Origin of the sequence: Streptomyces sp. NPDC046805 (assembly GCF_040645355.1) — a bacterium.
Classification (GTDB): domain Bacteria; phylum Actinomycetota; class Actinomycetes; order Streptomycetales; family Streptomycetaceae; genus Streptomyces.
Genome location: NZ_JBEYYC010000025.1, coordinates 81238 through 102199 on the forward strand (window position 1 = coordinate 81238; position 20962 = coordinate 102199).

The following is a 20962-nucleotide window of genomic DNA, read 5'->3' on the forward strand; positions in this document are numbered from 1 at the left end:
CCAGGGCTCACTCCAGGCGGGGGCGGGCCCTGACCTGTGCCCGGTCCGCCGCCTGCATGCCTTCCGTCCAGCCCGCCGCGTCGCTCACCCCGCGCAGGCGGGCCGTGGTGGTCTCCGGGAACATGCGCTCCGCGCGGTCGGTGACGGCCACTTCGCGGGTCGCCAGGACCGGGAGCAGGTCCTGGGTGACCTGGGTCTCGGCGGCGGCCGCGAGGCGGTCGCCGACGCGGTGGGCGTAGGCCGCCAGGAAGGACTGCCGGAAGGTCTTGGTCCGCTTGCGGCCGCCCGCCCTCTGAACCGCCTCCGCCTTCGTCATCGCGTGCGTGGCCTGCACGAGGAGCGAGGTGTAGAGGAGTTCGACCACCTCGAGGTCGGGCTCGAAGCCGACGATCGTGGAGAAGCCGAGGGGTTCGTTCCACACGGCACGGCAGTGGTTCGCGGTGGCGACCGCGTCCAGCAGCACCGCCTTGGCCTGCTCGTACGGCGACTCGACACCGATCCGGCAGGCGCCCGGGGCGTCCGGCGCGGGCGCCTGGGCCGCGAGCAGCGCCTCGTCGATGCTGTGCCGGGCCATCAGCTCCTGCGCCTTGGCGCTCAGCGCCTCCGCCTCGTCCGGATACCCGGTCGCCTCCGCCTTGGCGAGCAGCGCACGGATGCGGGTCAGCATGCGGGAGGCGGCCTGGTGCCCCGCGCGCGCGGGCGCCTGTCCGCTCGCGTGCGGCCGCGCGTTCGAGGGCTCCTCCAGCGGCTCCAGGACGGGCAGGCGCAGCAGCAGTCGGTACAGCTCCAGTACGGCGGTCGCGTGCGAGAAGCGGTCGGCCCCGCGTGCGGGAGCGGCCGGGAGGGCGGCGAGCTGATCGGTCCAGCGGCGCCCGCGCGGACGGTCGCCCGGCACCTGGGCACGGATCAGCTCCGCGGCCAGGCGGACGTGTTCGTCGTCCAGTTCGCGCCGCACGATCCGTACGACGTCGGCGGGCTGCCAACCGCGCCGCCAGGCCGCCGCCACGAACTCCTCGCCCCGCCGCGCGAGTTCGGCGTCCGCGGCGGGGTCGGCCGCGAGGAGGGACGCGCCCGTGTCGAGGCCGGAATCGGTGTCGTCGTAGAGGGCGGCCTGAAAGGCTCGCTCCACGGTCGTGGTCGTACTGCTGCTCACCCGTCGATCGTGTCACGTACCGCCGACAACGGTCCGCCACTGTCCACAGCCTGTGGAAAACATTGAGGCAGACCCGACCGCACGTCTGGTCGCCGGACCGGCCCGCTGGACCCACTGAAGGATAAAACAGCAGGTCACCATGCATTGTCAGTCCTGCCTGCCAGACTCACGACATGGCCGAACGATGGGCAATCGCTCCGGCCGAGGACGGCGGCGTGGAGCTCGCCCCCCTCGGTCCGGACGGGCTGCCCGTCGGGCCGGTGCGGCGAGAGCCCGATCTCGCCGGGGCGGTACGGGACCGACCGGAGGTGACGCGCTGGGTGTGGCGGTCGACCCCCGAGGTCTATCCGCGTCTGCTCGCCACGGGGGTGCGAGTGGAGCGGTGCTACGACGTCGAGGACGCCGAGACACTCCTGCTCGGCCACGAGGGGCGATGCGGCGAGCCACGCTCGGCGGCCGCCGCTCTGGCCCGGCTGCGCGGCGGCCCCGTACCGCCCGATCCTCCGCTGCGCTCCGCCGAACCGGGCGCGCAGTCCCCGCTGTTCGAGCCGCAGGGCACCACCCGCCTGCCGCTCGCCGACCTCCTCGACGTCTATGCCGAACAGCAGCGACGGCACGACCGGACCGCCCACCCCGACCGGATGCGGCTGCTGACCGCCGCCGAGTCGGCGGGCATGCTCGTGGCGGCCGAGATGAACCGCTCGGGCCTGCCCTGGAGCGCGGACGTCCACCGGGAGCTGCTGCGCGGCCTGCTCGGCGAGCGGTACGCGGGCGGGGGTGAGCCGCGTCGCCTCGCCGAGCTGGCGGACGAGGTGTCGGCCGCGTTCGGCCACCGGGTGCGACCGGATCTGCCCGCCGACGTGGTCAAGGCCTTCGCGCGGGCCGGGATCAAGGTCGGCTCCACCCGCCGATGGGAGATCGAGTCCCTCGACCACCCGGCCGTGAAGCCACTGCTGGAGTACAAGAAGCTTTACCGGATCTGGGTGGCGCACGGCTGGTCCTGGCTGCAGGACTGGGTGCGGGACGGGCGGTTCCGGCCGGAGTTCCTCGCGGGCGGGACGGTCACGGGACGCTGGGTGACCAACGGCGGGGGTGCGCTGCAGATCCCCAAGGTGATCCGGCGGGCCGTGGTCGCCGACCCGGGCTGGCGGCTGGTGGTGGCCGACGCCGACCAGATGGAGCCCCGCGTCCTGGCGGCGATCTCCCGCGACCCCGGCCTGATGGAGGTGGCGGGGCGCGAGAGCGACCTCTACCAGTCCGTCTCCGACCGCGCCTTCTCCGGCGACCGGACCCAGGCCAAGCTCGCGGTGCTCGGCGCGGTCTACGGCCAGACCTCCGGCGACGGTCTGAAGAACCTCGCCGCGCTCAGACGCCGCTTTCCCAAGGCGGTGGCGTACGTCGACGAGGCGGCCCGGGCCGGCGAGGAGGGACGCCTGGTGCGGACGTGGCTGGGGCGCACATGCCCGCCGGTCGCCGGGGCGGGTGAGGACGCGGCGGAGGAAGCGGGCATCCCGGTGGGGAACGACGAGCCCGACGGCCGCCCATGGACACCGGGTTACGCCTCTACCAACGCTCGCGCCCGCGGCCGCTTCGCCCGCAACTTCGTCGTCCAGGGCAGCGCCGCCGACTGGGCCCTGCTGCTGCTCGCGGCACTGCGGCGGACCTGTGCGGACCTGGCGGCCGAGCTGGTCTTCTTCCAGCACGACGAGGTGATCGTGCACTGCCCGAAGGAGGAGGCCGAGACGGTCGTCGCCGCGATCCGCGCGGCGGCGGACCTCGCGGGGCGGCTGACGTTCGGCGAGACACCGGTGCGGTTTCCGTTCACCACGGCGGTGGTGGAGTGCTATGCGGACGCCAAGTGACGAGGGGGCTCGTGACAAGGCTGGTGAACGGGGCGAGTGACAGGGCTGGTTGAGACCTGGCCGGCTCAGCCCGCGGAGTCGAGGCGCCCCGCCTGACTGCCAGTCACCGATACACCCTCGTCCGCGACGGCCTCGCCCCCGACGGGCCGGGCCTCCCCCACCCGGGGCGCCCGTCGCACCGTACGGTTGCCCGCGGTCAGCAGCGCGAGCAGCAGGAGCCAGCCCGAGAACAGCAGCACCACGCGGTCCGCGCCCAGGGCGGAGACCAGGGCGCCGCCGACCAGCGTGCCGATCGACATCGCGCCGAAGACGAGCGTGGAAACGGCGCTGGTGACCCGGCCCTGGAGGGCGTCCGGGGTGATGGACAGCTGGTAGCTGGTGAGCGCCACCGTACAGACGGGCCTGACCAGTGACTCCAGGGCCGCCACCACGCCCAGCAGCAGCGGATCGGAGGCCACGGCGTACAGCGGGAAGGCGAGCGCCACGACGCCCATGGCGATCACTGCGATCCGGCCGAGCGGGAAGCGCCTGATGATCCGGTCCGAGAGCGCCGAGCCGACCAGCGCGCCCACGGCGGCACCGCTGAAGATGAGGCCGATCTCGGTGGAGTCGGCGCCGACGCCCTTCGCCAGCATGATGATGACCAGGTATCCGGCGCCATAACGCAGGTTGTCGGCGGCCTGGACGAACGTCAGGAAGCGGATCACCGGCTGCCGCCCGACCCAGCCCACCCCGTGCCGTATCTCCTCCGTCAGCGCACGGAGTGTCAACGCCGGGCGTTCACCGGCTTTCTCGCGCTCCTGCTGGAACTCGGCGCGGACGAACCGCAGGGAGACCGCCGAGACCAGGAACGAGAGCCCGTCCACGAGGAACGGCACGACCCGGCCCAGCCCGTACAGCGCACCGGCGATCGACGCGCCCACGATGCGCAGCGTGCTGGACATCGACTGGAAGAGGCCCAGGGCGGCCGGAAGCTGCTCCGCAGCCACCACGTTGGGCAGCGCCGCGGTGTCGGCGACCTGGAAGAAGGTGCCCAGGACGCCGGTCGCCAGGGCGACGACGTACAGGTGGGCCATGGTGAGCCGGTCTCCCCACAGGGCCACGACGACGCTGAGGACCAGCAGCCCCCGCCCCACCTCGCACCAGATCATCGTGACCTTGCGGTTCCACCGGTCCACGAGCGCACCGGCCACCAGGCCGAAGACCAGGAAGGACACGGTGTTCAGCCCCATCACCAGCCCGGCCTGCGTGGGCGTGCCGGAGAGGGCCAGCACCACGAGGGGCAGCGCGAACAGCTGCATCTGATTGCCCAGGCTGGAGACGAGCTGCCCGCTCAGGAGCAGCGAGAAGTCACGGTTGCGCAGAACTCCGCCCCGCGTCCCACCGGACGTACTCATGCCGCGCCCCCCTCGTCGCGGAGACACCGTACGGCTTAAGTACCGCCCCCGGCAGGCCATTTCACCGGCCGCCACCCGTCCCACTGCGGGCGAACGCAAGAAACCCCAGGTCGAATTCTCGACCTGGGGTTCCAGTGGAGCCGCCTTCGGGATTCGAACCCGAGACCTACGCATTACGAGTGCGTTGCTCTGGCCATCTGAGCTAAGGCGGCACGCCGTGCGCACTGTGGTGCGATCGGCAACGTCGGTAAGTCTACACAGTTTCCGGGAGTGCTTCGTACCACCCCGGAGAGGAGGCCTCCGGGGTGGGATCGGGACGGGTCGTAGGGCTATGAGCAGCGCTTTCCCTCGGCTGGTGGGGTGCCCTTGAGCAGGTAGGAGTCGATCGCGGTGTCGATGCAGCGGCTGCCGCGGCCGTAGGCGGTGTGGCCGTCGCCGACGTAGGTGAGGAGGCGGCCCGAAGAGAGCTGGCGGGCGAGGGACTGGGCCCAGGAGTAGGGGGTCGCCGGGTCGCGGGTGGTGCCCACGACCACGATGGGGGAGGCACCCTTGGCCTCGATGCGGTGGGGTTGGCCGGTGGGCTTCACCGGCCAGTACGCGCAGTTCAGGGAGGCCCAGACCAAGCCCTCGCCGAAGACGGGGGACGCCTTCTTGAAAGCGGGGAGCGACTTCTCGACCTGCTCGGGGGTGCTGAAGGCCGGCGGGAGGTCGAGGCAGTTCACGGCCGCGTTGGCGGCCATGAGGTTCGCGTAGTGGCCGGAAGCGTCGCGCTCGTAGTAACTGTCGGACAGGACGAGGAGGCCGGCGCCGTCGTTCTCCTTCATCGCCGAGGTCAGGGCCTCGCGCAGCCGCGGCCAGGTCGACTCGTCGTACATCGCCGCGACCACGCCGGTGGTGGCGAGCGCCTCACCGACCTTGCGCCCGTCCCGGTCGCCGGCGGGAATGGGGTGGGCGTCGAGCTTACGGAAGAAGGCGTCGAGCCGGTCGCCGACCTGAGCGGGTGTCGTGCCCTTGCCGCCGAGCGGGCAGTCGGGCTGCCGTACGCAGTCCTTCGCGAAGGCCTGGAACGCCGTCTCGAAGCCCGCCGCCTGCTGCAGGTTCAGCTCGCGGGAGGGCAGCGTCGGATCCATCGCGCCGTCGAGGACCATGCGGCCCACCCGGTCCGGGAACAGCCCGGCGTACGTCGCCCCGAGGAACGTCCCGTAGGACGCCCCCACGTAGTTCAGCTTCGAGTCCCCCAGCACCGCCCGCAGGATGTCCATGTCGCGGGCCGCCTCGACGGTGGAGACGTGGCGCAGCAGCGCGGCCGACTTCGCGCCGCAGCCCTCCGCGAACTTCCGGTACGCCGCGACCAGCGCGTCCGTCTCCTTCTGGTCGTCGGGCGTGACGTCCGCCTGCGTGTACGTGTCCATCTGCCGCCCGCCGAGGCATTCGACGGGCTCGCTGCCGGCGACGCCGCGGGGGTCCATCGCGACCATCTCGTAGTGGGCGCGGACCTTCGCGGGGTAGGCGAGGCCGGCGTACTTCTGCAGGTATTCGATCGCCGAGCCGCCCGGACCGCCCGGGTTGACGAGGAGCGAGGCCGGCGGCTGGTCCTTGGCCTTGGCGTTCTTGCCGGTGGCCTTCTTGCGGGCGACGGCGAGCCGGACGTCGCCCGAGGCGGGCTTGGCGTAGTCCAGCGGCGCCTTCATCGTGGCGCACTCGAAACCGGCGACTTTGCAGCTGCGCCACGTGAGTTTCTGCGTGTAGTACGGCGAGAGCGCGGACGGGGTCGAGCGGGGCAGCGCGGCGAGCGCCGCCTGCGCCGCGTTGCCGGCCGACATCGTCGCGCTGCCGGGGGAGCAGGCGGACACGAGCAGGGCGGCGGCGGCCGCGAGGACGGTGACGGTGATGCGGGCCGTGGCCTGGTTCTGGCGGGTGGTTCGCCTCATGTGCATCAGGCGAGCGTAACGCTGTGCGACCACCCGGACGCTCTACGTGTGGGGTATGGCTCGTACGGAGGACGGCGTCAACCGACGCTGCCGTTGTCACATCAACCGTTCGTGTCACCGTCGGCGTCGACCGGCGGCATCACCAGTCGACGTCGACCGGCGGTGGCTCCGGCTCAGCCCGCTCTCAGCGCCATCGTCATCGCCTCCACCGCCAGCAGGGGCGCCACATTGCGGTCGAGGGCCTCGCGGCAGCCGGAGATCGCCTCGATACGGCGCAGGGTCGCCTCCGGGGAGCTGCCGCGGGCCAGCCGCTCCAGGGCGTCCTCGGCGTCCGCGTTGGCGATCGCCACACGGGAGCCGAGCTGGAGGGCGAGGACGTCGCGGTAGAAGCCGGTGAGCTCGCTCAGGGCCACGTCGAGGCTGTCGCGCTGCGTCCGTGTTCTGCGGCGCTTCTGCATGTCCTCCAGGTCCTTCATCACACCCGCCGTGCCGCGCGGCAGGCGCCCGCCCTGGGCCGCGCCCAGCGCCGCCTTCAGCTCCTCGGCCTCCTTGCCGTCCATCTCCTCGGCGAGCTGCTTGGCGTCCTCCGCGGCCGCGTCGACCAGCTGCTGGGCCGCCTTGAGGCAGGCGCCGACCTCGTCGAGGCGCAGCGGCAGCTTCAGCACGGAGGCGCGGCGCTCGCGGGCGGCCGGGTCGGTGGCCAGGCGGCGGGCCCGGTCGACGTGGCCCTGGGTGGCGCGGGCCGCGGCCATCGCCACACCCGGCTCGATGCCCTCACGCCGTACGAGCATGTCGGCGACGGCGTCGACCGACGGCGTGCTCAGGTTCAGGTGGCGGCAGCGGGAGCGGATGGTGGGCAGCACGTCCTCGATCGAGGGGGCGCACAGGAGCCAGACCGTGCGGGGGGCGGGCTCTTCCACGGCCTTGAGGACGGCGTTGGCCGACTTCTCGTTCAGCCGCTCGGCGTCCTCGACGAGGATGATCTGCCAGCGGCCGTTCGCCGGGGACGTGAACGACTTGCGGACGGTGTCCCGCATGTCCTTGACGAGGATCTCGGCACCGACGGCGGCCACCGTGGTGACGTCCGCGTGGGTGCCGACCAGCGCCGTGTGGCAACCGTCGCAGAAGCCGCAGCCGGGGGCTCCGCCGAGAGCGCGGTCGGGGCTCACGCACTGCAGGGCGGCGGCGAAGGCGCGCGCCGTCTGGTTGCGGCCTGCTCCGGGCGGGCCCGTGAACAGCCATGCGTGCGTCATCTTCGACGCCTCCGGCGGCGGCGCGTCCGCCCCCGCCGCGGTGACGAGGGCGTCGGCATCCCGAGCGGCCGCGTCGAGCAGCTCACTCACCCTCTGCTGCCCGACGAGGTCGTCCCATACGGTCATGGGTCACGCCGCCCTTCCGTCACACGTCACGTTCCGGGATCCATTGTGCGGGTGCCCACTGACATCCCCGACCGGTCGAGAGGCGTCAGCCCCTGTGCCCCCGGCCGTCGCCCTCGTCGTGGTCCGGCTCGTCGTACGAACCCAGCAGCTCGTCCGCCAGCGACGGCAGGTCGTCCAGCGGTGTCTCCTCGGCCCAGTCGGGCCGCGGCCGCCGCTGGGCCGCGGCGTCGGCGTCGACGCGCGGCATCTCCCGCGTACGGTCCTCGGCACCGTCGGAGTTCCCGGGGAGCGGCTCCTTGCGGAAGAACCCCGGCGGCACCCGGTCCACCGGCCGCTCGTCCCGTACGGGAGGCAGCACCGCCGTCTCGTCGGCCGCGTCCGAAGGCACCTGGGGCAGCACCGCCGTCTCGTCCGACGCCCCCTGGGGCGCGGGCGGCTTCGGCAGCTTCGCCGTCACCTCGGAGGCGGACTCCCGGGCCGGGCGGCGCCGGCCGCCCCGCTCCTCGCCACCGCGCTGCTCAAACCCGCGCTGCTCAACCCCGCGCTGCTCGCCGTCCCGCTCCTCGCGCACCGGGCGCAGCACCGCGGTCTCGTCCGCCCCGGGCCGCACCACGGGTGTCGGCACGGTCGATGCCTCCGGTGTCACACCGGTGGCCGTCGGCCGCGGTGCCGCGGGCCTGCGGGCCGCCACATCGGCCTCGGCCGCCGCCTCCGCCGCCTGCCGACGCGCGTCCTCGGCCCGCAGCAGCGCCTCCTCGGCCTTCCGCTGCTTCTCCAGCCGCCGCTCCTCGGCCTCGGCACGCAGCCGGGACTCCTCCTCGGCCTGCCGGCGCCGCAGGTCTTCCTCGGCCCTGCGCCGCGCCTCCTCGGCGGCCCGGACCTGCTCCTCCGCGAGCAGCCTGGCCTGCTCCTCCTCGGCACGACGACGCGCTTCCTCGGCCCGCTGCCGGGCCTCCTCCGCCTGCCGCTCGGCCTCGCGCCGCTGCGCCTCCTCCAGCTCGCGCTGCTGACGTTCCTCCTCCTCGGCGCGCAGCCGGGCGAGCTGCTCCTGGCGCTCGCGCTCCAGGCGCTCCTCCTCGGCCTTGCGGGCGGCCTCCTCCTCGGCCCTGCGGCGGGCTTCCTCCTCGGCGGCCTTGCGCGCCTCCTCCTGGGCCTTCACCTCGGCCGCGGACAGCGGCAGCACGGTGTCGAGCCGGTGCCGGATCACCGTCGTGACGGACTCGGGCTCCTGGCCCGCGTCCACGACGAGGTACCGGCCGGGGTCGGACGCGGCCAGCGTCAGGAAACCGGACCGCACGCGCGCGTGGAACTCGGCGGGCTCCGACTCCAGGCGGTCCGGGGCCTCCGTGAACCGCTCGCGGGCGGCCTCCGGCGAGACGTCCAGCAGGACGGTCAGGTGCGGGACGAGCCCGTCGGTCGCCCAGCGGTTGATCCGGGCGATCTCGGTCGGGGACAGGTCACGGCCGGCGCCCTGGTAGGCGACCGACGAGTCGATGTACCGGTCGGAGATGACGACGGCGCCCCGCTCCAGCGCGGGCCGGACGACCGTGTCCACGTGCTCGGCACGGTCGGCGGCGTACAGCAGCGCCTCCGCGCGGTGGGACAGTCCCGCCGACGACACGTCGAGCAGGATCGAGCGCAGGCGCTTGCCCACGGGCGTGGCCCCCGGCTCGCGCGTGAGCACGACCTCGTGGCCCTTGTCCCGGATCCACTCGGCGAGGGCCTCGGCCTGGGTGGACTTCCCGGCGCCGTCGCCGCCCTCCAGGGCGATGAAGAAACCGTTCGTCGCGGGCGCCTGCACGGGATCGTCGCCGCCGAGCAGCGCGTCGCGCAGGTCGTGCCGCAGCGGCACACCGGAGCGGTCGTCGACCTTGGCCAGCACCAGCGCGGCCACCGGCAGCAGCAGCGCGCCGACCAGCATCAGCGTGAAGGAGGCGCCGCCGTGCGCGAACACGAACTTGCCGTTCTGCAGCCGGTGCGGCCCGATGAGCGCCGCCACCAGGGGCGCGATCAGCGCGCCGAGCGCCACGAAGACCCGTACGACCGCGTGCAGGTGCTCCGTCATGCGCGCCCGCCGGTAGTCCTCGGCCTCCTGGTCGAGAAGCGTGTGCCCGGTGTTGGCGGCGATGCCCGCGCCGACTCCGGCGAGGGCGGCGATCAGCAGGACGCTGCTGACGTCCGGGTCCAGTCCGGCGGCGAGCAGAGCGACACCGGTGAAGGCGATCACCAGCGCCAGCAGCCTGCGGCGCGAGAGCGAGGGCAGCACGGCGGGGGCCGTACGGATGCCGACGGCGACGCCGCCGGTCAGCGCGAGCACCAGCAGCCCGTACAGCACCGGGCCGCCCCCCAGGTCCGTGGCGAGCAGCACGGACACGGCGACGGCGGCGGCGATCGCCCCGGCGACGGCGGCACAGGCCAGGACGAGCAGCGGAACAGCCCCCGTACGGCCCTTGTCGACGCCGGTGCCCGTCTTGGGGCGGCGCAGTCCCTCGAGCGGGGACCGCGCGCGCGGGGTGCGCGTGCCGGGCAGTTCGAGGGAGGTCACCACGGACAGGGACGCGGCGAAGAGTCCGGCGGCCACGTACGAGCCGAGGGCCGCCTGGTGCTGGGCGAACCAGGCGATCCCGGTGCCGAGCAGGTTGTTGAGAAGCGCCGCGACGACGAGGGTGGCGGCCGCGAGGGGGATCGCCACGAAGCCCGTACGCAGCGACAGGCGGCGCAGGGCGTCGAGGTGGTCGGGCAGCGGCCGTACCGTCGCGCCCTCCGGGGGCGGGGTGGGCAGCAGCGCGGGGGCCGCGCTCTCCCGGCACACCGTCCACAGGCGCTCGGCGACGCCGATGACGAAGGCGGTCACCAGGACGACGGCCAGCGCGTTGTCCGGCACCCAGTCGATCCACAGCGGGGCGACGATCAGCAGGGCGGCCCGCAGCGCGTCGGCGCCGGCCATGGTCCAGCGGCGCTCGAGCGGGCCGTCCTGGGAGGTCAGCGAGGTGAGCGGGCCGAGGAGTACGGCGCCGAAGAGCAGCGTCGCCAGGATGCGGGCCCCGAAGACGGCCGCCACCGCGAACGCCACGCCCCGGTAGCCGCCGCCGAACGAACCCTGGGCGATCGCCGCCTGGAGGGCGAGGACGACCAGCACCAGCAGCGCTAGGACGTCCCCGACGCCGCTCACCAGCTGTGCGCTCCACAACCGCTTCAGCTGCGGTCGGCGCAGCAGGGCGCGGACCGCCCGCTCGCGGGAGTCCGCCAGCAGGGCGTCGTCGGGTGCGGTGTCCGGTGGGGTGTGGGGGGCCGTTGGCTGCTCGGCTCGCGTCATGCGTTCAGCCTATCGGCAGCCACCGACACACAGCTCCGATCGCGCGAACGCGCGCACGCCCCGGCATCGCGGTGATGCCGGGGCGTGGATGCCTCGGGAACGAGCGTGTGCACCTCAGAAGGGAGGCTGCTCCTCCGTCGCCGTCTTCGAAGCCGCCGCCGTCTTCTTGGCAGCGGTCTTCTTCGCGGCCGCGGTGGTCTTCTTCGCCGTGGTCTTCTTGGCGGCGGTCTTCTTGGCCGGAGCCGCCTTCTTCGCGGGGGCCTTCTTCGCGGTCGCCTTCTTGGCAGGCGCCTTCTTCGCCGTCTTCTTGGCGGGCCCCTTCGCGCGCTTCTCGGCGAGCAGCTCGAAGCCGCGCTCGGGGGTGATCTCCTCGACGCTGTCGCCGGAGCGCAGGGTCGCGTTGGTCTCCCCGTCGGTGACGTACGGCCCGAAGCGACCGTCCTTGACGACGACCGGCTTCCCGCTGACCGGGTCCTCGCCGAGCTCCCTCAGCGGCGGCTTGGCGGCCGCGCGGCCCCGCTGCTTGGGCTGGGCGTAGATCGCCAGCGCCTCCTCCAGCGTGACCGAGAAGATCTGGTCCTCGGCGGTGAGCGAGCGCGAGTCCGTGCCCTTCTTCAGGTACGGCCCGTAGCGCCCGTTCTGCGCGGTGATCTCGACGCCCTCGGCGTCGGTGCCGACGATGCGCGGCAGCGACATCAGCAGCAGCGCGTCGTCGAGCGTCACCGTGTCCAGCGACATCGACTTGAACAGCGAGGCGGTGCGCGGCTTGACGGCGTTCTTGCCCGTCTTCGGGGTGCCCTCGGGGAGGATCTCCGTGACGTACGGGCCGTAGCGGCCGTCCTTGGCGACGATCGGGCGGCCGGTCTCCGGGTCGGTGCCCAGCGGGCGCTCACCGCTCGGCTTGGCGAGGAGTTCCTCGGCCAGCTCGACGGTCAGCTCGTCCGGCGCGAGGTCGATCGGGATGTCGGAGCGCTGGTGCTGCTCGGTGTCCTTCTCGCCGCGCTCGATGTACGGGCCGTAGCGCCCGACCCGCAGCACGATGTCGTGGCCCACGGGGAACGACGACACCTCGCGCGCGTCGATCGCGCCCAGGTCGGTCACCAGCTCCTTGAGGCCGCCCAGGTGGTCCCCGTCGCCGTTGCCGGCGTCGGCGGCGGCGCCGCCCTCACCCGTGCCCTCGCCGAAGTAGAACCGCTTCAGCCACGGCACGGACTGGGCCTCACCACGCGCGATGCGGTCGAGGTCGTCCTCCATCTTGGCGGTGAAGCTGTAGTCGACGAGCCGCCCGAAGTGCTTCTCCAGGAGATTGACGACGGCGAAGGACAGGAAGGACGGCACGAGGGCCGTGCCCTTCTTGAAGACGTAGCCGCGGTCGAGGATCGTGCCGATGATCGACGCGTACGTCGACGGGCGGCCGATCTCGCGCTCCTCGAGCTCCTTGACCAGGCTGGCCTCGGTGTAGCGGGCCGGGGGCTTGGTGGCGTGCCCGTCGACCGTGATCCGCTCGGCGCTCAGCGGGTCGCCCTCGCTGACCTGCGGCAGCCGGCGCTCGCGGTCGTCCAGCTCGGCGTTCGGGTCGTCGGCGCCCTCCACGTAGGCCTTCAGGAAGCCGTGGAAGGTGATCGTCTTGCCGGACGCGCTGAACTCGACGGTGCGCCCGTCGGCGGCGGTGCCACCGATCTTCACGGTGACCGAGTTCCCGGTCGCGTCCTTCATCTGGGAGGCGACGGTCCGCTTCCAGATCAGCTCGTAGAGCCGGAACTGGTCGCCGGTCAGGCCGGTCTCCGCGGGGGTGCGGAAACGATCACCCGAGGGGCGGATCGCCTCGTGCGCCTCCTGCGCGTTCTTGACCTTTCCGGCGTACGAACGCGGCTGGTCCGGCAGGTAGTGGCCGCCGTAGAGCTGCGTGACCTGCGCACGGGCCGCGGCGACGGCGGTGTCGCTCAGCGTCGTGGAGTCCGTACGCATGTACGTGATGTAGCCGTTCTCGTACAGCTTCTGGGCGACCTGCATGGTCGCCTTCGCGCCGAAGCCGAGCTTGCGGCTGGCCTCCTGCTGGAGCGTCGTCGTACGGAACGGGGCGTACGGCGAGCGGCGGTACGGCTTGGACTCGACGGAGCGCACCGCGAACCGGGTGTCCTCCAGGGCGGCCGCGAGGGCGCGGGCGTTCGTCTCGTCCAGGTGGAGGAGGTTCGCGCTCTTCAGCTGCCCCAGCGAGTCGAAGTCACGGCCCTGTGCGACCCGCTTGCCGTCGACGGTCTGGATGCGGGCGACCAGGGTCGACGGGTCGCTCGGGTCACCGGCGCGGCCGGTCGAGAAGGTGCCCGTCAGGTCCCAGTACTCGGCGGAGCGGAACGCGATGCGCTCGCGCTCCCGCTCGACGACGAGCCGGGTGGCGACGGACTGGACACGGCCGGCCGACAGGCGCGGCATGACCTTCTTCCACAGGACCGGCGAGACCTCGTAGCCGTAGAGGCGGTCGAGGATGCGGCGGGTCTCCTGGGCGTCGACGAGCTTCTTGTTGAGCTCGCGCGGGTTGGCGACGGCCTCGCGGATCGCGTCCTTGGTGATCTCGTGGAACACCATCCGCTTGACGGGGATCTTCGGCTTGAGGACCTCCTGGAGGTGCCAGGCGATGGCCTCGCCCTCCCGGTCCTCATCGGTGGCGAGGAAGAGCTCGTCGGAGTCCTTCAGCAGGTCCTTGAGCTTCTTGACCTGCGACTTCTTGTCAGCGTTGACCACATAGATCGGCTGGAAGTCGTGCTCGACGTCCACGCCGAGACGGCGGACCTCGCCCGTGTACTTCTCCGGCACCTCCGCGGCACCGTTCGGGAGGTCGCGGATGTGCCCGACGCTCGCTTCGACGACGTAGCCGGGGCCGAGGTAGCCCTTGATCGTCTTCGCCTTGGCGGGCGACTCGACGATGACGAGTCGGCGGCCGCCGTGTGCGGTGTCGCTGGTCGGGGACAACTTCGCTCTTCTCTCCGGTCGAGGCTGGGCCTCCCCGGGCCTTCATCCCGGGGTCGGATGGTGGTGACGCTGCGGAGTGTGACGGTACATCCCGCCCCCGTGTCAAACGGGAAAAGCCCACAACGGCCACTCGAACGGTAACCCGACTACCGCCATTCCTGCCGCCCGGAGTCCCCGGCGGCCTTTCCGGCCCTGTCCGGAGGGTGACGCTCCCCTTACTCGTACGACAGCACACGCGCCGTCCTCAGATGTGGAGGAAGCAGTACGCCCCGAGCCCCAGCGAGATCACCGCGGCGACGCCCGCGAGGGTCGCCGCCGCGGCCTGGTTCACGCCCTGGGCGACGGGCTCGCCGAGCCGGACCCGAGCACCGGTCCACACCAGCAGTGCGCCTCCGAACAGGGCGAACACCATCCCCGCGAAGATCGCCGGTCCGCTCTCCATGGCTCCGTGCGCCCCTTTCCCACCGTCGTGTCTGCCCAGCGCGGGGAGACTGCCACCCGTGGGAATCGGGCGGGCGAACCCGAGGTGAACGCGGGGCCGACCCCCCTTCGCACACCTCTTCGAGCGACGCGGTGACCGCGCCGGATGCCGATTTTTTTTCCGGCCGTATTTTTTTCGGCCGCTTTCCAGCCCTGTCACATCAGGCGCGTCGGCCTCACTGAACTCATACGACTCATGCGGTTCATGGGACTCATGTGGCTCATACGACCCATGCGGCTCACCCCGCTCACCGGGCGCACGTGGCTCCGGTCACCCGGCCGGTTCCAGGAACCCCTGTTCCACCAGGAGCCGGATCTGCGCGGGCGTACGGTCGCGGAGCACCACCGGGTCCTCGCCCACGAGCTGGGCGATGGCGTCCAGGATGCGCCCCGCGCTCAGCGTGCCGTCGCACACACCCGCGAACCCGGCACCGATCGTGTCCACCCTGGTGGCCCGGCGCATCCCGCGGTTCTGGCGCAGCACGACATGCTCCGGATCCTCGGCACCGGGCAGCCCGACCTGCTCCTGGACCACCTCGGGGGCGAGCTTGAAGCGGCCGTCGAGCAGGGCCGCGTCGTCGTGCTCCCGGAGGTAGTCGAGGCGGGCGAAGTGCGCCCGGACCGTGCCACCGAGCGGCTGTTCGATCGGGTGCGGCCACTCCTCCACGGTGACCGACGGCACGGCGGCCCCGGTCCTGCGGAGCGTGATCCACCCGAAGCCCACCGCCCTGACCTTGCGCGCCTCGAACTCGTCGAGCCACGCGTCGTACCGCGCCTGGTACTCGACCGGGTCCCCGCGGTGGTCGCCCGCGTCCCGGAGCCACAGCTCGGCGTACTGCGTGACGTCCTGCACCTCGCGCTGCACGACCCAGGCGTCGCACCCGCGCGGGATCCAGGACCGCAGCCTGTCCTGCCAGTCCTCCCCCTCCACGTGCTGCCAGTTGGCGAGGAAGTGCGCGAACCCGCCGTCGTTCAGACGCTCACCGGCCCCCCGGACGAGCGAGCGGCACAGATCGTCCCCGCCCATTCCGCCGTCGCGGTACGTCAGGCGCCCGCTCGGCGAGATCACGAACGGGGGGTTCGACACGATCAGGTCGTACGTCTCCTCGTCCTTGACCGGCTCGAAGAGCGAACCGTCGCGCAGCTCGGCGGCCGGCGCGCCGGACAGGGCGAGCGTGAGGGAGGTGATGTGCAGCGCGCGCGGGTTGACGTCGGTCGCCGTCACGCGCGTGGCGTGCTGCGCGGCGTGCAGCGCCTGGATCCCGGAGCCGGTGCCGAGATCGAGCGCCGAGGCGACGGGCGTACGGACCGTGATGCCCGCGAGGGTCGTGGACGCGCCGCCGACGCCGAGGACGACCCCTTCGGCACGGCTCCCGATGCCGCCCGCGCCGCCCACCGCGCACCCGAGGTCGGACACGATGAACCAGTCCTCGCCGCCGGGTCCGCCATACGGCCGGACGTCCACCGTCGCGGCGACCTCGTCCGCGCCGACCCGCACCAGCCAGCCGACTTCCAGGCACTCCTCGACGGGCAGGACGTCCGCCACGCGCGCGTAGGGCACGGGCTGCTGCAGCAGGAACAGCCGTACGAGCGTCTCCAGCGGTGTGTCCCCGCGGGTCGCCCGGAGTGCGGGCACGGTCTCGCTGCGGGCCAGCGCCGTGTACGCGGGGGCACCGAGCAGATCGAGCAGCCCGTCGGCGGTGAAGGAGGCGCCGAGCAGCGCCTCACGCAGCCGGGCGGCGAGGTCGGGGCGATCGGAGGACGGCAGGGGGGACAGGGTGGCGTTACTCACGCCCCCCATTGTGTCCGCTCCCACCGACAACGCACGTACCTCGTCTGACGCCGACGTACGTACGCCGTCCGCCGCCGATGACCACGCGTCCTCCCGACGGCGGACGACGGCTGACGCACGCGCGCGTACCGGACGTTCTCCGGGGTCAGCCCGTCGGGGCGGGCGTCGCCTTGCAGCTCGCCTGCTTGGCCATCGCCTGGCCGACCTCACCCGCTTCGAGGTTCTTCAGCGCGTCGTTGCCGGTCTGGCTCAGCTTGTCCAGCCGGGTCGCCACGTCCTTGAGACCGTCGGCGAACTTGCCCTGGTCCTTGGTGTTGAGCTGCTCCATCTGCTTCTTCAGCGCGGCGTACTGCGCCGAGATGCCGTTGAGCTCCGTGACGGCGGCCTGCTGCTTCTTCGCGCCGTTGTCGACGTTGGGCGCCCCGGCCGACTTCACGGCGGCGCCGATCGCCTTGTAGGCGTCCGACATGTCCTGGAAGGCCTGTGCATCGGTCTTCCGCACGTCCGCAGGCGCGCTGTTGTCCGAGGTCTGCTTCTGGATCGCGGCGTTGGCGGCCGCGATCTTCTTCGCCTGCGGCTGTACCGCGTTGCAGACCGTCTTGGCCCAGGCATCCAGCTTGTCGTTGTTGCCGCTGCCGTTGCTGCAACCCGTCAGCGCCAGCACGAGTACCGCACCGCCGGACAGTGCGGCCGCGAGGTTCTTGTTCACCGGATAGGTCCCTTCCGTGGCTCTCGGCCCACGGACCCTACACGTCGTATGCAAGACACCTGCATGTCAGGCATCCATTAAGACACCTTTTGAGACCATTTGCACCAAGAGAGATAAGGCTCACGGTGAGGCACGCACACACACGAACGGGCGGACGGCACGTCAACACGCGCCGTCCGCCCGCCCGTTGGATCAGGCCTCCGTAAGACGGCCTACGAAACCACCGCGGGATCGGCCGACTTGGTCACCCGTTCGGCGTTCTCGTCGTCGCCCACCGCGATGCCGCGCCGCTTGGAGATGTACACCGCCGTGACGATGACGACCAGGGCGACGACCGCGATCAGGATCCGAACGCCGACGCTCTTGTCGTTGCCGTAGGAGAACTTGATGACCGCCGGGGCGATGAGCAGCGACACCAGGTTCATGACCTTCAGCAGCGGGTTGATCGCCGGTCCGGCCGTGTCCTTGAAGGGGTCGCCGACCGTGTCGCCGATCACCGTGGCCGCGTGGGCCTCGCTGCCCTTGCCGCCGTGATGCCCGTCCTCGACGAGCTTCTTGGCGTTGTCCCAGGCACCGCCGGAGTTGGCGAGGAACACGGCCATCAGCGTGCCCGCGCCGATCGCGCCCGCGAGATAGGCGCCGAGCGCGCCGACGCCGAGCGTGAAGCCGATGAAGATCGGCGCCATCACGGCGAGCAGACCCGGTGTGGCCAGCTCCCGCAGCGCGTCCTTGGTGCAGATGTCGACGACCTTGCCGTACTCGGGCTTCTCCGTGTAGTCCATGATCCCGGGCTTCTCGCGGAACTGCCGCCTCACCTCGAACACCACGGCGCCCGCCGACCGCGACACGGCGTTGATCGCCAGCCCCGAGAAGAGGAAGACGACCGCCGCGCCCGCGACGAGCCCGACGAGGTTGCTGGGCTGCGAGATGTCCAGCGACAGGCTCAGCGGCGCACCCGGACCGGTCAGCTTCGCGCCCACCTCCTGCGCTCCGGTGGTGATCGCGTCGCGGTACGACCCGAAGAGCGCCGATGCCGCCAGGACGGCGGTGGCGATCGCGATGCCCTTGGTGATGGCCTTGGTGGTGTTGCCGACGGCGTCCAGGTTGGTGAGCACCTGGGCGCCCGCGCCCTCGACGTCGCCGGACATCTCCGCGATGCCCTGCGCGTTGTCGGAGACCGGACCGAAGGTGTCCATGGCGACGATCACGCCGACCGTGGTGAGCAGGCCCGTGCCGGCCAGCGCCACGGCGAACAGCGCCAGCATGATCGACGTACCGCCGAGCAGGAACGCCCCGTACACGCCGAGGCCGATCAGCAGAGCGGTGTAGACGGCCGACTCCAGGCCCAGCGAGATGCCGGACAGGACGACGGTGGCCGGACCCGTGAGGGAGGTCTTGCCGATGTCCCGCACCGGGCGGCGGTTGGTCTCGGTGAAGTAGCCGGTCAGCTGCTGGATGACGGCGGCGAGCAGGATGCCGATGGCCACCGCGACCACCGCGAGGATCCGCGGGTCGCCGCTCTTGGCCTTGATCGCCGCGTCGGTGACGCCGGAGAGGTCCGCGTACTTCCCCGGAAGGTAGACGAAGACCGCGACCGCGACGAGCACGAGCGAGATCACCGCGGAGATGAAGAAGCCGCGGTTGATCGCGGTCATGCCACTGCGGTCGGCCCGGCGCGGGGCGACCGCGAAGATGCCGATCATGGCGGTGAGCACACCGATCGCCGGCACGAGCAGCGGGAAGGCGAGTCCGAAGTCGCCGAAGGCCGCCTTGCCGAGGATCAGCGCGGCGACCAGGGTCACGGCGTACGACTCGAAGAGGTCCGCCGCCATACCGGCGCAGTCGCCGACGTTGTCGCCCACGTTGTCGGCGATGGTCGCGGCATTGCGCGGATCGTCCTCCGGAATGCCCTGCTCGACCTTGCCGACCAGGTCGGCGCCGACGTCGGCGGCCTTGGTGAAGATGCCGCCGCCGACACGCATGAACATCGCGATCAGGGCGGCCCCAAGGCCGAAGCCTTCGAGCACCTTCGGCGCATCGGCCGCGTACACGAGCACCACACAGGCGGCGCCGAGCAGGCCGAGCCCCACCGTGAACATGCCGACGACGCCGCCCGTGCGGAAAGCGATCTTCATGGCTTTGTGCGCGACGGCGGTGAGATCCTTTTCGGGTTCGCCTTCCGCCGGGGTGGCTTCCCGGGCCGCCGCGGCGACCCGCACATTGCTGCGTACGGCGAGCCACATGCCGATATAGCCGGTGGCCGCCGAGAACACCGCGCCGATCAGGAAGAACACCGATCGTCCGGCACGCTGATTCCAGTCGTCCGCGGGCAGCAGCAGGAGCAGGAAGAACACGACCACGGCGAATACGCCGAGCGTGCGCAGCTGCCGGCCCAGATAGGCGTTCGCGCCTTCCTGTACCGCCGCCGCGATCTTCTTCATGCTGTCGGTGCCCTCGCCCGCCGCGAGCACTTGGCGCACCAGGATCCCGGCGACCGCGAGCGCCGCCAGCGCGACGACCGCGATGACCGCGACCAGGATGCGGTTGTCGTGGGTCAGGACTGCGGATGCGAAGGTTGTGGGATGACCCAACTGATGAGGGGTAGAAAGCCCCGCCATTCGTCCTCCTTGACGCTTGGGCTGAGCTCAAGATGTGGACGGATTCTAGGTACCGGAACCTGATCAAAACAGTGCGCGGTAAACGGAATTGGCCTTCGCGTGCTCTTCAGCAAATGATCGGCGTCAAGCCACAGAACCCGAAAGCGGTAATGCCTCAAAGGCATTGACGCCCGCATTGACGCTTGATCAAATGATCGGCGATTGATCGTGAATTCATTCACGAATTACCGCGCCGGGCGGACAGCAAGCGGACAGTCATACGAAAGGCCCTGCTCAGCAGGGCCTTCGAAGATCACGCGGGATGGTACGGCGAGGTGGTGCGGCAGGCCGATTCAGCCGAGCGCCACGGCCGGCGGTGTGGTCGGCCAGGTCATGCGGATCAGTCCGCCGTGCTCCCCGGCGGCGACCTCCACGTCGTCGACGAGGCCGCTGATGACCGCGAGGCCCATCTCGTCCTCCTCGGCCTCCGCGTCCTCGGCGGCGCCGCCGGGCACCCCGTCGCCGGGGGCCGAATGCGGCGCCTCGTCGCCGACCTCGATGGAGAACTGCTTCTCCTCCTCGATCAGCGCCACCTTCACCGGCGCCGCGATGCCGGCGCTCTGGTGCAGGCCGACGGCACGGCTGCAGGCCTCGCCGACGGCGAGCCGGACCTCGTCGAGGACGGCCTCGTCCACCCCGGCCCTGCGCGCCACCGCCGCCGCCACCAGTCGGGCGGTCCTGACGTGCTCGGGCAGCGCGCTGAAGCGGAGTTCAACGGTGGCCATGCGTCCCCCTCGGAACTACGGGTGAACTGTCGGAGGGCCGGGCCGCCGACAGCCCTGACCCCCCTGGTGAACTTCTTCCGCTCCGGACCGCCCATCGGTCGCATCCGAGCCGGACGAACCAGACGAATCCGAATCGGCCGAACGGGGCCCGAAGCGTGACTGCCGACCGGGCCGGGCCGTTCGGCAGCCCGGGACCGGTCGGCAGCCCGGGGTCAGTCGGTGGCCGCCACCGCTTCCTCGACCGAGGTGTGGATCGGGAACACCTTGGTGAGGCCGGTGATGCGGAAGATCTTGAGAATGCGCTCCTGGTTGCACACCAGGCGCAGGGAGCCCTCGTGGGCACGCACCCGCTTCAGGCCGCCGACCAGTACGCCGAGCCCGGTGGAGTCGAGGAAGTCCACGCCCTCCATGTCGACGACGAGGTGGAAACTCCCGTCGTTCACCAGCTCGACCAACTGTTCGCGCAGCTTGGGCGCGGTATATACGTCGATTTCGCCACCGACCTCGACGACCGTACGATCGCCGACGGTACGGGTCGACAGGGACAGGTCCACGGATCCTCCAGCACCTTGCTATCGAGCGGTCGCCCCT

At 71.6% G+C, this 20962-nt stretch carries 13 protein-coding genes and 1 tRNA gene; 1 reads left to right on the forward strand and 13 read right to left on the reverse strand.

The features are described from left to right. Nucleotides 1-7: 7 nt before the first annotated feature. Nucleotides 8-1153 carry a DUF2786 domain-containing protein gene (locus tag ABZ910_RS25245; protein ID WP_361369076.1) on the reverse strand — a complete coding sequence of 382 codons (1146 nt, stop codon included), beginning with the start codon at nucleotides 1151-1153 and terminating at the stop codon, nucleotides 8-10. 173 nt (nucleotides 1154-1326) lie between these two features. On the opposite strand from ABZ910_RS25245, the gene ABZ910_RS25250 reads away from it, so the two are divergent. Beyond that, the gene (locus tag ABZ910_RS25250) at nucleotides 1327-3015 is read left to right on the forward strand and encodes a bifunctional 3'-5' exonuclease/DNA polymerase (RefSeq protein ID WP_361369078.1); all 1689 of its coding nucleotides are present in this window, start codon (nucleotides 1327-1329) and stop codon (nucleotides 3013-3015) included. A 65-nt stretch (nucleotides 3016-3080) separates the two neighbouring features. On the opposite strand, the gene ABZ910_RS25255 is transcribed toward ABZ910_RS25250, so the two are convergent. The 12 genes from ABZ910_RS25255 to bldG all read right to left on the reverse strand — a co-directional run bounded on the left by ABZ910_RS25255 (nucleotide 3081) and on the right by bldG (nucleotide 20925). Continuing rightward, nucleotides 3081-4412 carry an MFS transporter gene (locus ABZ910_RS25255; RefSeq protein WP_361369079.1) on the reverse strand — a complete coding sequence of 444 codons (1332 nt, stop codon included), beginning with the start codon at nucleotides 4410-4412 and terminating at the stop codon, nucleotides 3081-3083. A 135-nt stretch (nucleotides 4413-4547) separates the two neighbouring features. Further along, a tRNA-Thr gene (locus ABZ910_RS25260) sits at nucleotides 4548-4624 on the reverse strand. A gap of 117 nt (nucleotides 4625-4741) precedes the next feature. After that, nucleotides 4742-6349, reverse strand: coding sequence for an alpha/beta hydrolase (locus ABZ910_RS25265; protein ID WP_361369081.1), 1608 nt, complete (start codon nucleotides 6347-6349; stop codon nucleotides 4742-4744). 167 nt (nucleotides 6350-6516) lie between these two features. Next, nucleotides 6517-7722, reverse strand: a complete 1206-nt coding sequence (locus tag ABZ910_RS25270; protein ID WP_361369083.1) for a DNA polymerase III subunit delta' — start codon at nucleotides 7720-7722, stop codon at nucleotides 6517-6519. Nucleotides 7723-7807: 85 nt separating this feature from the next. After that, nucleotides 7808-11038, reverse strand: coding sequence for a dTMP kinase (gene tmk / locus ABZ910_RS25275; RefSeq protein ID WP_361369085.1), 3231 nt, complete (start codon nucleotides 11036-11038; stop codon nucleotides 7808-7810). 114 nt (nucleotides 11039-11152) lie between these two features. Then, nucleotides 11153-14008, reverse strand: coding sequence for a type I DNA topoisomerase (gene topA, locus ABZ910_RS25280; protein WP_361369087.1), 2856 nt, complete (start codon nucleotides 14006-14008; stop codon nucleotides 11153-11155). Between the two features lie 244 nt (nucleotides 14009-14252). Continuing rightward, nucleotides 14253-14450, reverse strand: a complete 198-nt coding sequence (locus ABZ910_RS25285) for a hypothetical protein (RefSeq protein WP_361369089.1) — start codon at nucleotides 14448-14450, stop codon at nucleotides 14253-14255. A 309-nt stretch (nucleotides 14451-14759) separates the two neighbouring features. Next, complete coding sequence (locus tag ABZ910_RS25290) at nucleotides 14760-16280, reverse strand: class I SAM-dependent methyltransferase (protein ID WP_361369090.1); 1521 nt, start codon at nucleotides 16278-16280, stop codon at nucleotides 14760-14762. 145 nt (nucleotides 16281-16425) lie between these two features. Next, a complete protein-coding gene (locus tag ABZ910_RS25295; protein ID WP_361369092.1) occupies nucleotides 16426-16989 on the reverse strand; it encodes a small secreted protein in 564 nt (187 codons plus the stop codon). Nucleotides 16990-17201: 212 nt separating this feature from the next. After that, nucleotides 17202-19607, reverse strand: coding sequence for a sodium-translocating pyrophosphatase (locus ABZ910_RS25300; protein WP_361369094.1), 2406 nt, complete (start codon nucleotides 19605-19607; stop codon nucleotides 17202-17204). Between the two features lie 332 nt (nucleotides 19608-19939). Then, nucleotides 19940-20371 (reverse strand): ATP-binding protein, encoded by a 432-nt coding sequence (locus ABZ910_RS25305; RefSeq protein WP_361369095.1) that lies wholly within the window; start codon nucleotides 20369-20371, stop codon nucleotides 19940-19942. A gap of 212 nt (nucleotides 20372-20583) precedes the next feature. Continuing rightward, on the reverse strand, nucleotides 20584-20925 hold the full coding sequence (bldG, locus tag ABZ910_RS25310; RefSeq protein WP_003975386.1) for an anti-sigma factor antagonist BldG: 342 nt from the start codon (nucleotides 20923-20925) through the stop codon (nucleotides 20584-20586). Nucleotides 20926-20962: the final 37 nt, after the last annotated feature.